The organism is Shewanella vaxholmensis (assembly GCF_031932135.1).
Lineage (GTDB): Bacteria > Pseudomonadota > Gammaproteobacteria > Enterobacterales > Shewanellaceae > Shewanella > Shewanella hafniensis.
Genome location: NZ_JAUOEV010000006.1, coordinates 117,609 through 129,998, shown reverse-complemented (window position 1 = coordinate 129,998; position 12,390 = coordinate 117,609). Strand labels below are relative to the sequence as shown.

The window sequence follows — 12,390 nt, the reverse complement described above, 5'->3', positions numbered from 1 at the left end:
TAATCTGTATTAATGATTTGGCAAATCACTAAATTTTAATTTGGAGCGACATATCGGGTTCGAACCGATGACCTATACCTTGGCAAGGTATCGCTCTACCAACTGAGCTAATGTCGCCTTTTGTATCGCTGCTACATTTGCCTTCAACATTAACAAAGGTATCGTCTATCAACCTTTATCAACTGAGCTAATGTCGCATTCAATCTAAATGACCGCACATCTCTGTTCGCATCAAAAAGTTGAGGCCGCATTATATGAAAAATTCATGCGGCTGCAACCCCTTCTTGCATATTTATCTACTGATCGGTCAAATTTTAAATACTTTGCTGCGATAATACTGCAATTCAGCGATCGACTCTTGGATATCCTGCAGTGCTTGGTGAGTGTTTTGCTTCTTAAAGCCTGCCATAGTTTCTGGGCTCCAACGCTTCACTAGCTCTTTAATCGTACTGACATCCACATTGCGGTAGTGGAAATAATCTTCCAGCTCGCGCATATAACGATTTAAGAAGCGTCTATCTTGCCCAATACTATTACCACACATTGGAGAAGCGCCCTTAGGAACATACTGTTCTAAGAAGGCAATCGTCTTAGCCACGGCTTGCGCTTCGGTTTCTTGGCTAGCACGAACGCGGTCAATCAACCCTGACTCACCATGGTGTTTTTGATTCCAATCATCCATAGCGGCCAGCACGTCATCCGATTGATGAATCGCCATAACCGGACCTTGACCGATAATATTGAGTTCTTGATCTGTCACTAAAGTGGCAATTTCAATGATCCTGTCGACGTCGGGCTCTAACCCTGTCATTTCCAAATCGATCCAAATGAGATTATTTACATCTGCCGTCATAAATCAGCCTTATCATGTCAGTTAGCCTAAATTCAGGCTTTTTTATTCAAGAGCGTGTATCATACTGCTTTTTTCCGACACAAAAAATCACCTAATTGACGAAGACGAATCAGTGAGTAAAAAGAAACCCCTAAGCCAAGGTCAATTACGCCGTATGCGTGCTAATCACGAGAAGCGACTCAATCGTGACAGTGGCGAAAAAAATACGCCAGAGTTACAGGATAGTTCACTGGGGCAAGAACAGCCCGGTACTGTGATTTCTCGTTTTGGCCAACATGCCGACATAGAAACCGAAAGCGGCCAAGTTGTGCGCTGTAATATTCGCCGTGCCGTCACCAGTTTAGTGACTGGCGATAAAGTGATCGTACGCTTAGCCATTGAGAGCCAAGCCAATAGCGGTATCGCAGGTATTGTTGAAGCCGTTCATCCACGTCGCTCATCGCTTACACGCCCAGATTTATACGATGGCGTGAAAATCATCGCATCGAATATCGACCAGATTTTGATTGTCTCCTCGGTATTACCCAGCTTTACCACCCAGATCATCGACCGTTATTTAGTGGCTGCCGAAGATACTGATATTCCGCCTATCATCATTTTGAATAAAATTGACTTGCTCAATCCCGATGAAGCGCAGGCAATCGATGAAGCGCTGCAGCGCTATAAAGATATTGGCTATCCAGTTTATAAAGTCAGCAGCAAGTTAGGTGATGGTATCGATACCATCAAAGACATACTCAAAGATAAAGTCAGCGTATTTGCCGGCCAATCTGGTGTGGGTAAGTCATCGATCATCAATGCCCTATTACCCGATGCCGAACTGGTGATTGGTGATGTTTCCGATAACTCAGGTTTAGGTCAGCACACCACCACCACAGCCAAACTGTTGCACTTACCTAGTGGCGGCGATTTAATCGACTCCCCAGGCGTGCGCGAATTCGCCCTATGGCATCTTCCTGCACAACGTGTGGGCTGGTGTTTTATCGAGTTTCGCGAGTATCTTGGCGCGTGTAAGTTCCGCGATTGTAAACACGGTGACGATCCCGGCTGTGCACTGCAAGAAGCCCTGAGCCAAGGTAAGATCAGCGCAGATCGTTTTAATAATTACCATAAAATTATCGCCAGCTTAGATGAACAACGTCATGCCCGCCATTTCCGTGCGGCCACTGACGAATAGCGACTTATTGATAAATAACAACAGTCTCAGCAAAGATTGAGCAGTAAGAAAAGGAATTAAAATTGGATAAAGTCAAAATTGCGCTGCAGTACATGCTGCCGAAACACTTATTATCTCGTTTAGTGGGTAAACTCGCCGCCGCCGAAGCGGGCGCGTTAACCACGGCCGCTATCAAGTGGTTTATCAAGCAATATAAAATTGATATGAGCGAAGCGGCGCAGAGTGAGCCTGAAGCCTATAAAAGCTTTAATGCCTTTTTTACCCGCGCCCTTAAACCCGGTATTCGTCCGTTAGATATGGACGCCGATATCATGGTGCATCCCGTCGATGGCGCAGTAAGCCAATTAGGCCCGATTAAAAACGGCCGCATCTTCCAAGCTAAGGGTCACCACTATTCATCCTTAACCCTGCTTGGCGATCAAGCTGAAGATGCTAAACGCTTCGAAGGCGGTGATTTTGCGACTATCTATCTGGCGCCTAAAGACTATCACCGTATCCATATGCCGATTAAAGGCACGTTATCAAAAATGACTTACGTACCTGGCGAACTGTTTTCGGTTAATCCGTTAACGGCCAAAAACGTACCCGGTCTCTTTGCCCGCAACGAACGTGTGGTGGCGATTTTCGAAACCGAATTAGGTCCATTGGCCATGGTATTGGTTGGCGCAACGATTGTTGCCAGTATCGAAACCGTCTGGGCAGGCACAGTCACGCCGCCGACAGGTAAGCAAGTCTTCACTTGGGAATATCCAACCCAAGGTCCAGATGCCATTACCTTAGACAAAGGTGAGGAAATGGGTCGCTTCAAGTTAGGCAGTACTGTAGTGATGTTGTTTGCTAAAGATGCTATCGCGACCTTTGCTGAAGGTGTCGAAGCCGAAGCTGTTACGCGTATGGGACAAGCCTTCGCTAACCTGAAAGATGTTAAGCAAGCGGATTAACCCTTCTTGAGTTCTGCTAAACCTTCGGGATTAATTGAATTACATTTGGCTGTGCTGCTATTTGGCGGCACAGCTTTGTTTTCTAAATTAATCCCACTCAGTGCCCTCGACATCACCTTCCTACGCTGTATCGTCGCAGCCACTGTGTTAGGTTTGCTGGTCAAACTCAGCCGTAAACGGCTAACGCTGGCCAGCAAACAAGATTATCTGGTCGCCATCGGGCTTGGGGTTATCGTAAGCCTGCATTGGGTCACGTATTTTGCCGCCATGCAGCTCTCGTCGGTCGCCATTGGCATGATTGCGTTTTTCACCTATCCGGTGATGACAGTGATTGCCGAGCCGTTGCTGACAGGCAGTAAAATAAAATTACTCGATATGATCAGCGGCGTGTTAGTGCTGATAGGGGTGATATTACTCATCCCTGAGGCCAATTTAGGTAACGACACTACGCTGGGCATTGCCATCGGCATAGTGTCCGCCATCTTGTTCACCGCCCGTAACTTATTGCACAAACGCTACTTTTCCCAGTACAGCGGCCCACATGCCATGTTCTACCAAACCTTGGTCGCCGTCGTGTTCCTAATGCCGTGGCACCAAACGGAACTGAATAGCATCTCACTCGAAGTGTGGGGATTGATTATTTTACTCGGCGTCGTCTTTACCGCCGCGCCCCATGCGCTATTCACTTCCGCACTGAGGCAACTCAGCGCCAAAACGGTTGGGCTAGTCTCTTGCTTACAGCCCTTCTATGGCGCCATGTTAGCGCTGATTATTTTGGGTGAAGAGCTCAATCTCAACACCATAATCGGCGGCACTATCATAGTCGCGACCGCCATCTTCGAAACCCATCAATCGCACCAGTCACAGCGGCGAAAAAAGAACGCCTGAAACATACCAATCTCAACGCAATTTGGCTAATATGGAGCGTCTTTCGCCCCTAAATGTCTTTAGCCCATATGCCACGTATTTTATTGTTCGTTATTGCTTTTTTCTCATTTTCCGTCCTAGCCAATTCGCCTTTGCAGTTGGACAAACGTCTTGGCATGAACAAGCAAGATCAGCAACAAAATCTCAGCATTGATGAACAAATTAACGACCTAAAAATTAACATAGAGAAACTCGCCGCCAGTGCGACCAGTTTCCAACAAGCGCAGATCGATTTTGAACAACACAAGAAGCGCACCAACCAAGCACTGAAAGAAGCCTACAAACCTCTCTCACTGGAAAAAGGCACAGACCTCAGCCAGCAAGCTTCGATGGCCTATATTCGTTTGTCTGAGCTTAAAGAAAGCGAATCGACCCTTGGCCGACAAGTAAACGATTTATTACAGCGCCACAACGACTTACCCACAGTGATCGCCAGCGCAAGGCAGAGTGTCGCCCAAAACAAAAAGGCTGAACTCGCCCCACTTGATACCCCAACGGGTGAGTTACAACAAACTCAACGACTCTTCTTTGAACAAAGCCTTGCGACCAATGAGGCTGAACTCGCCAGCAGCCAAAAACGCATTGAACTGACGCAATTACAATTACAGCTAGTACGACAACAACTCGTGCAGCAAGAAGCCTTGATTGAAACCATCAACAAGGCGATCAATAAACAACGTCAGCAACAAACCGATGCCACTTTAGCCAAAAACTTAGTCAACACGGGCAAAGTCGTCGATCCTATTACCCGCAACATTGCCGACACTAACCAGATTTATGGCCAGAAACTGCAAACCTTAACCTTGCAGATCAACAATGTGGTCGAGCAACAAGAGCAGTCGGAAACCCAATATCAATCCCAAGCCAAACAGTTGGCAAATATTCAAGAACAGATCACTTGGGTCAAAATGAACTCCGCCTTTGGTGAGCGCTTTTTGCAGATGTTGCAATCGCTGCCTAAGCCGCCAAACCACGAAAAGCTGCAAACCCTGATCGCCGATGCGCGCTTAGACAGATACCATTTAGAGCAGCAACAAGCCCTCAATGATCAAGAGTTAGAACAGCCCGGCTTATACAATGAGCAGCAGATTAAGCTACTGCACTCGCAGCAAAGTTTGATCTCTCAACTGATGCAAAGCTATGACCAATACTTGAGTGAATTAGGCAAGTTGAAGGTCAACTATCAACAACTGAGTCAGCAACATCTCACCCTTAAAAACACCCTAAACGAGCATTTATTCTGGGTGCCTAATGCTGCCAGTATCAGTAAGTTATGGTTAACCGACCTTGAACGCAGCGCGGTTTGGCTAGTGCAGCAAGCGCAGTGGGATGAGCTGGGTAAAGCGTGGGAAGAGCAAAACGATTATTGGTCTTGGTGGATCATATTGCTAGTACTGTGTTTAGTCGTACAGGACTTAATCACGCCTAAATTCAATCGCTTGCTTAATCATTACACCACTTATGTGGGCAATGTGACCCAAGATAAATTTATTTATACCCTCAAGGCACTCGCATGTAGTGTCAGTTATGCCTTAATAAAACCTTTCCCTGTGATCATGGCGGGATTGATTTTTTATCAATCCGATCGCAACTTTGTGCAAGCTGTGGGCATGGGCATACTGGCGATTGGTTTAGTCTACCTCTTGTATCGCTTCATCTTTATTCTGACGCTCGACAAAGGCGTACTCGTGGGCCATTTCAAACGCCCCTCGAAACTCATCCAAGCCGGACAATCAAGGCTTAGACACTTTGTGCTGGTCGCCAGTCCATTATTGGGCTTGATGGGCTTTACCGAAGTGCTCGACACCTCACTGGTGCGCAACAGCATAGGCCGTGGTGCCTTTATTGTTTTCTGTATCGTTTTATTCTTGTTATACAAAGACATCTTAATTCTTAGCCGTAAAAACTCGGATGCCAAGAAAGACGGTAAAAACAAAAAACTCATTCAGAAGATCCTCTGGACATTGTTGATATCTGTGCCTCTTTTAAGTGCAGGCTTAGCCTTTAGGGGTTACTACTTCACCGCTTTCCAAATGCTGTTACAACTGCAATTGTCGATCGTACTTGGTCTGGGTTTCTTGCTGTTATACCAACTGATCAAACGCTGGATGTTGATTGAACGTCGTCGTATCGCCTTCGATCGCGCTAAGGCAAAACGTGCCGAACGCTTAGCACAAAGGGAAAAAGGTGAAACCCATCATCTCTCCGCCGATGGACTCGATACCTACGAAGAACCCGTGGTCGATCTGGAAACCATTTCGAGCCAATCCCTCGGCCTAGTGCGTTCGCTGTTGTTATTGGCCTTTTTAGCCAGCTTGATTGGTCTGTGGACTCAAACCCATACGGCGCTGTTTTCCTTCCTCGACGGCATTACGCTGTGGACGACCAATACCAGCGTTAATGGCCTAGAACAACAATTGCCCATTACCATGAAGTCCTTGATGTTTGGCCTGATAGTAGTCGGTTTCTCGCTGATGATTGCTACCAATCTCCCCGGCTTACTTGAGTTGATGATCCTACAAAGACTCGATCTCTCCCCCGGCACAGGGTTTGCGATCACAACCGTCAGTCGTTATCTAGTGGTTTTCCTCGGACTATTAATCGGCTTCTCTAATCTCGGGATGGAATGGTCTAAGTTGCAATGGCTGATTGCCGCACTGTCGCTCGGTTTAGGTTTTGGTTTACAAGAGATTTTCGCCAACTTTATTTCGGGTCTGATCATTTTGTTTGAAAAGCCAGTGCGGATTGGCGACACAGTGACGATTCGCGATTTAACGGGAACCGTGAGTAAAATTCAAATTCGGGCGACAACGATTATCGATTGGGATAGAAAAGAAATCATCATCCCGAACAAGGCCTTTATCACAGAGCAGCTGATCAACTGGTCTTTGTCAGATCCTATTACGCGGGTCATTGTTTATGTGTCGGTGGCGCGGGATTCTGATCCCGCCAAAGTCGAAGCGACCCTGTACCAAGCGGTGCAAGAATGTGAAGATGCACTTGCCAGCCCAGAACCTGAAGTCTGGTTTGCAGGCTTTGGTAAACACACCCAAGATTATGAAGTGCGCGCCTATGCGAAAGATATGTCGGCACGTTGGCCACTGCGCCATGATTTACATAAACGAGTGACTAAAAAACTCAAAGAAAACAATCTCGAACTCGCCTATCCGCAGATGGAAATCCATATTAAGAATGGTCAAAGTCGAGAGCAACAAGGCATTATTAGAAGCTAATAGGATCGCAGAACATGCTTATTTTTGCTCACCGCGGCGCCAGCGGTTATCAGGCCGAAAATACCTTAGCCGCCATGGCTAAGGCGTTAGAATTAGGGGCTCAGGCCGTCGAGCTCGATGTGCATAATGTCGAAGGTGAGTTAGTCGTGTTCCACGACCGAAGGCTTGATAATAAAAGCTCGGGCTCTGGCGTGATCCATTTAGTAAGTAAGGATTATCTGGCGAGCATCAATGTGAAAGGCGAGCCCATACCGACGTTATGGCAAGTACTTGAGCTGATTGCGGGGCGCTGCATAGTCAATATTGAATTAAAAGGTATTAATACCGTCACGCCGTTAATCGATTTATATCCAAAAGCCTTGAGTCAGCTTGGGTTTACCCAGGAGCAGTTACTAATATCTTCTTTTAATCACCCGTATCTGCGCGAACTTAAACAAGCTTTGCCCAAGGCTTTAGTCGCGCCGCTGCTGGCCAGTATTCCACTTGATAATGCTGCTGTGGTCGGAGAGCTAAATGCTTACTCGCTGCACTTAGATCTCAGCTTTATCAGCCAAGCCTTAGTGGATGACGCCCACAACAGAGGCGCTAAGGTTTATGTTTATACGGTCGATCATAGCGACGATATTCATGCACTTAAGCAGATGGGCGTCGATGGCGTGTTCAGCAATTATCCCGACCGTGCCATGCAAGCCTTAGATCAAGTGGCCACGGCCGATTACTGTGGTTACTTTGAATAACGACAGCCTTGATATCGATATTAAGCTTGGCTATTTCGCTGAGCCCAATAGCCGATAAAAATAAACATGGCCACAATTAACAGAAACATCCAATGGGATGGCATAGCCACTATGTGTCTTGCCACCCAAGGCGTGGCTTTCACGATCAATAGGCCATAGCCAAAGGCATTCACAATAATAAAAACAAATGTTCGCAGCACAAAAGAATGCCCCAACAAATGACGCCTTAGGATACGATTGACATCCGCTGAAAAAACCAAAATAAGACACACCACCATAGCGGTAGCAATATCAAAAGCCCAAGGGCGAAGCATGTTACCCAACTGGGCAATAAGGGCGACTAACTGATCCATAATGACTCAACCTAAAAAGATGCTGCACAATCCCTCGACGTGGCCGCGACAGCACATTGAAAAATAACAATAACCAAGCATAAAGGGAGACGCCATGGGGCACAAGTTACTCTTGCTAACGAAGGCAAATCAACAGTATCGCGATTTGATTGAGGCGCAGGAACTCCCTGATTTAGAGATACTCGACGATAATCCAGCGGGCATAATTGATGCTGATATTTGGTTAGCCGAACCTAAACTCGCCGCGCCCCTATTGCCCCATGCTAAAAATCTGCAATGGTTACAATCAAGCTTTGCTGGCATAGATGCTCTGATGAGCCCAAGGGGCAGAAAAGACTATCAACTCACCAATATTAAAGGCATTTTTGGCCCGCTGATGAGTGAGTTTGTGTTCGGTTATTTACTCGCGCATATCCGTAGTCATGGTTTTTATCGCCAGCAGCAACTGCAAAAACAGTGGCAAGTTCAACCCCCCATACGCCACTCAAGTTTACAAGGAATGCGATTGCTCTTGCTCGGTACTGGCTCAATTGCCCAGCATCTAGCGCAAACCGCAAAACACTTTGGCATGCATGTCACAGGGATCAATCGTAGTGGTAATACCGTTGAAGGTTTTGATGCCATCGAAGCGATGACCAATTTAGCCCAGACGTTGATGCAAGCCGATGTGGTGGTCAATTTACTGCCAAGCACTCCGGCAACCCAAAGCCTGCTTAACGCTGATACCTTAGGCAGACTAAAAGATGATGCAGTGCTGTTTAACGTCGGCCGCGGTGATGCACTCGATCTCGATGCGCTCAATATCCAGCTTATCGCTAAACCTGCCCAACAAGCGATTCTCGATGTTTTTGCTCAAGAACCTTTGCCCAATAGCCATCCCATTTGGGAGCGGGAAAATGCCATCATTACGCCGCATATTTCTGCGCCAAGCCATCCCGCACAAATCGTCGAGATTTTTAGCCAAAACTATCGCCGCTTCATTAGCGGTGAGCCACTGCAGAATCGAATCGACTTTAGTAAGGGCTATTGAGTTAGCGCTCAGGAATTGATGCAGAGAGCAGAAATTAAGTTAGAGAATTGAAATTGAGTCAGGGATCAGAAAAAGCAAAGGCAATAGTCAGACTATTGCCTTTTTATCTTAAGTTTTAGGTGATTAAACCCTAAAGCTGCGCTTTAAGAATTGATCAACCAAGACTGAGTGAGAATCCATCTCGCGAGTCACTTCATCGTTCAAGCCGACCATTTCACTGCCAAGTTGATGGCTAGAATGGGTAAATTGCGACACATTCACCACGCTGCGATTCATCTCATTTGCCACACTCGATTGTTCTTCAACCGCGCTGGCAATATGGTGCGTCATATCGGTAATGGTCGAAATGGCCTCACGAATCGTACGTAATGCCGTGCCTGCTAAATCCGCCGTTGAAATACATTGGGAAGCGGCAACCACACCTTGCTGCATGCTGACCACAGCTTTATTAGTCCCCTGCTGCAACAGATTAATCATGCTTTGGATTTCCTTGGTGGCATCGTGGGTACGTTGCGCCAATGCCCTAACCTCGTCAGCAACAACGGCAAAGCCACGGCCTTGCTCACCTGCACGCGCCGCTTCAATCGCGGCATTTAATGCCAGTAAATTTGTCTGACCCGCAATACTCTGAATCACATCTAGCACAGTGCCGATATCTTTACTGTGGGCTTCTAACTCAGTAATAACCTTTGACGTTTGTTGCAATTGCTCCGCCATAGCTTGAATCGAGCTAATGGTGCTCGACACGGTTTTATCACCATTGATGGTTTCAGCGGATGCCATTTGCGTGGCACTGGCGGCATCGGCACAATTGGAAGACATATCGCCTAATGTGGCGGTCATCTCCTGCATCGCCGTAGCAACTTGCTCTATTTCAGACAATTGAGCCTGACTGGTACTCTGAATTTGTTTGCCCTTTGCGGCAGATATTTTGGCCTGTTCAGACACGTTATAACAGGAATCCGATGCACGCCCCAGAATCGACTTAAGCTCAGAGGTCTGCATTTGGAGCGCCAGATCAATCGCGCCAAGATCATCAGAGCTTCCACTGTAAATATGCGCCATCAAGGGGTTATCGTAGATATGCTTTGCCTTAGCCACTATCGCGTAATAACGACTCAGCACCAGATTACCGCCCACCAGCAACACTAAGATGCTTATCGCTAGGGCAATAAAGCCCATTAAGCCAATTTGCAGAGCAAGGTAAAGCATCGGCAGCATGGCAAGTAGGGCTAGTAATAGCAATTTGGCGGGCATGCTCACTGTACGTTTTAACGCGCTGACACTGCCCTTTTTGTTCAACTCTGCATAAGCCGTTTCTGCACGCTTAACCTGCTCGCGGGTGGGTTTAGTGCGTACAGATTGAAACTCGACGACTTTACCATTAACTGAGATGGGTGAGACATAGGCATCAACCCAATAGTGATCGCCATTGGCACAGCGATTTTTCACTATCCCTTTCCAAGGCTCGCCTTTTTTGATGCAGCGCCACATATCTTCAAACGCATGGGGAGGCATATCTGGATGACGCACCATGTTGTGGTGCTTGCCTAACATGGCATCAAGTTCAAAACCGGCAACGGTACAAAAGGATTGGTTGGCGTAGGTAATATGACTTTGAGTATCCGTGGTCGACAATAAAATCCAATCCGCTGGATAATCATATTCTCGCTGTGTAACTGGTAGATTAGTTCTCATGAAACCTTATGGATCTTTGATTAATTCTTCGTTATTCATCCATGAGTTATCCATCCGTGAGGCATCATCACCCTGACTCTATATTCCTGAACCTACTTCTAAAACTGCCTAGCAGTGTAATGCTAAAACACATCTAGCATAGACGATAAAACGTGCGCCATGTAACAAAAACGTTAATGTATGAAAATCACTCAAAAATCATGATTGCATTTGATAAGCGTTTTCATTTAGAATTAGCGCAATTCTTTTGGAGACTAATATATGTACGTTTGTCTTTGCCATGCGATCACCGATACGCAAATTAAAAATGCAGTAAGCCAGGGCGATAGCTCGCTTGCTGACGTGAAAAAGCGCTTAGGTGTTGCCGATCAATGTGGCAAGTGTGCAAGAATGGCGGTACAGATCATCCAGAATCAATTAGAGCGTGAGCCTAATTATTACGAAGTCGCGTAAATTGAATCGCGAATAGGGTGGTAATGGGTAACTCGCTAACGAACACACTTCCGACAAGCTAAAACCACGCTGACTCAAGCAAATTCAATCAAAAAAGTCCAGCGAAAACAAAGCTTTCTATCCGCCCGCCACTTCGTCTTAAATAATCTTGCCAGTTTAGACTTTAGATATGATGTTTTAATGACAAGTCCCCACTGAACTCTAATACTACTGATCATTCAATGGGGTTGCAGATCCACTTTCGAGTCAATTCTACTTACGTTTCAACAAATAGGCGGCTTCATTAAGCCAAGGCACGGCTTTTTTAATAAAGCGGGGATTGTCGGCCAACACATCTTGGGAGGCTAATACTTCAATGTCAAAGTCATCACTCAGATGCTGCTCAACCCAAGTTGGGGATACGGCGAAAGGTGGGCCAATTAAGGCTTCCTGCGGATAATCTAAGGTCACTAATAAGCCGACACTGCCGCTAGGTAACAAACTCGCGAGCTGCTTGGCATATTGTGCACGCATGCTCTCTGGCCATGCGATCAACGCGGCGCGATCATAAAAAGCTGTCACTTCTTGAGTGATAGCCTTAGGTAAAGTGAAGATATCACCTTGATACAAACTGATCTGCTCAGTGTGATAATGCTGATGTTCACCCACGGTCGTTTGCGTCATCTCGAGTTGGTTATCGCTGAAAAATTGCTGAACCGCCAATTCATTCAACTCACAACCTATGACCTGATGCCCTTGTTCGGCCAAGAAACACATGTCTAGCGACTTGCCGCATAAGGGCACAAAAACCTGTGTATCTGCGGGTAATCCAAGCTTCTGCCAATACTTAACGAGGAAAGGATTGATGTCTTGCTGATGAAAACCTATTTGCTGCTGGTGCCACTTTTCATGCCAAAAACCGGGTTCCATGGGTTTATCTCTATTCGCTAAAGTTGTCCTTACTCTAATGACATTTTAAAGCGGATGCAAAGCTCCCTGCCATTCGACA

11 protein-coding genes and 1 tRNA gene are annotated in these 12,390 nt (G+C 46.4%); 7 read left to right on the top strand and 5 right to left on the bottom strand.

The features are described from left to right. Positions 1-41: 41 nt before the first annotated feature. Positions 42-117, bottom strand: a tRNA-Gly gene (locus tag Q4Q46_RS07825). A 190-nt stretch (positions 118-307) separates the two neighbouring features. Beyond that, positions 308-853 carry an oligoribonuclease gene (orn, locus tag Q4Q46_RS07820; RefSeq protein ID WP_311905645.1) on the bottom strand — a complete coding sequence of 182 codons (546 nt, stop codon included), beginning with the start codon at positions 851-853 and terminating at the stop codon, positions 308-310. Between the two features lie 112 nt (positions 854-965). On the opposite strand from orn, the gene rsgA reads away from it, so the two are divergent. The 5 genes from rsgA to Q4Q46_RS07795 all read left to right on the top strand — a co-directional run bounded on the left by rsgA (position 966) and on the right by Q4Q46_RS07795 (position 7,868). Beyond that, entirely contained in the window at positions 966-2,030 is a 1,065-nt protein-coding gene (gene rsgA / locus Q4Q46_RS07815; protein WP_259585424.1) for a small ribosomal subunit biogenesis GTPase RsgA, read from the top strand. 62 nt (positions 2,031-2,092) lie between these two features. Beyond that, the gene (gene asd, locus Q4Q46_RS07810; protein WP_006080041.1) at positions 2,093-2,971 is read left to right on the top strand and encodes an archaetidylserine decarboxylase; all 879 of its coding nucleotides are present in this window, start codon (positions 2,093-2,095) and stop codon (positions 2,969-2,971) included. 6 nt (positions 2,972-2,977) lie between these two features. Next, a complete protein-coding gene (locus Q4Q46_RS07805) occupies positions 2,978-3,859 on the top strand; it encodes a DMT family transporter (RefSeq protein ID WP_311890127.1) in 882 nt (293 codons plus the stop codon). Positions 3,860-3,927: 68 nt separating this feature from the next. Next, complete coding sequence (locus Q4Q46_RS07800; RefSeq protein WP_037392785.1) at positions 3,928-7,131, top strand: mechanosensitive ion channel domain-containing protein; 3,204 nt, start codon at positions 3,928-3,930, stop codon at positions 7,129-7,131. A 14-nt stretch (positions 7,132-7,145) separates the two neighbouring features. Next, on the top strand, positions 7,146-7,868 hold the full coding sequence (locus Q4Q46_RS07795; protein WP_006084215.1) for a glycerophosphodiester phosphodiesterase: 723 nt from the start codon (positions 7,146-7,148) through the stop codon (positions 7,866-7,868). Positions 7,869-7,888: 20 nt separating this feature from the next. Here Q4Q46_RS07795 and Q4Q46_RS07790 read toward each other — a convergent pair whose 3' ends face one another. Beyond that, positions 7,889-8,221 (bottom strand): DUF3392 domain-containing protein, encoded by a 333-nt coding sequence (locus tag Q4Q46_RS07790; RefSeq protein WP_006080036.1) that lies wholly within the window; start codon positions 8,219-8,221, stop codon positions 7,889-7,891. Positions 8,222-8,315: 94 nt separating this feature from the next. Between Q4Q46_RS07790 and Q4Q46_RS07785 the strand changes: the two genes are divergently transcribed. Further along, entirely contained in the window at positions 8,316-9,251 is a 936-nt protein-coding gene (locus Q4Q46_RS07785) for a D-2-hydroxyacid dehydrogenase (RefSeq protein WP_311905644.1), read from the top strand. Positions 9,252-9,374: 123 nt separating this feature from the next. On the opposite strand, the gene Q4Q46_RS07780 is transcribed toward Q4Q46_RS07785, so the two are convergent. After that, positions 9,375-10,949 carry a methyl-accepting chemotaxis protein gene (locus Q4Q46_RS07780; RefSeq protein ID WP_311905643.1) on the bottom strand — a complete coding sequence of 525 codons (1,575 nt, stop codon included), beginning with the start codon at positions 10,947-10,949 and terminating at the stop codon, positions 9,375-9,377. 261 nt (positions 10,950-11,210) lie between these two features. Here Q4Q46_RS07780 and Q4Q46_RS07775 point away from each other — a divergent pair, with 261 nt between their 5' ends. Continuing rightward, on the top strand, positions 11,211-11,402 hold the full coding sequence (locus Q4Q46_RS07775) for a bacterioferritin-associated ferredoxin (protein ID WP_006080031.1): 192 nt from the start codon (positions 11,211-11,213) through the stop codon (positions 11,400-11,402). 252 nt (positions 11,403-11,654) lie between these two features. On the opposite strand, the gene Q4Q46_RS07770 is transcribed toward Q4Q46_RS07775, so the two are convergent. Continuing rightward, the gene (locus Q4Q46_RS07770) at positions 11,655-12,311 is read right to left on the bottom strand and encodes a thiopurine S-methyltransferase (RefSeq protein ID WP_006080030.1); all 657 of its coding nucleotides are present in this window, start codon (positions 12,309-12,311) and stop codon (positions 11,655-11,657) included. Positions 12,312-12,390 lie beyond the last annotated feature (79 nt).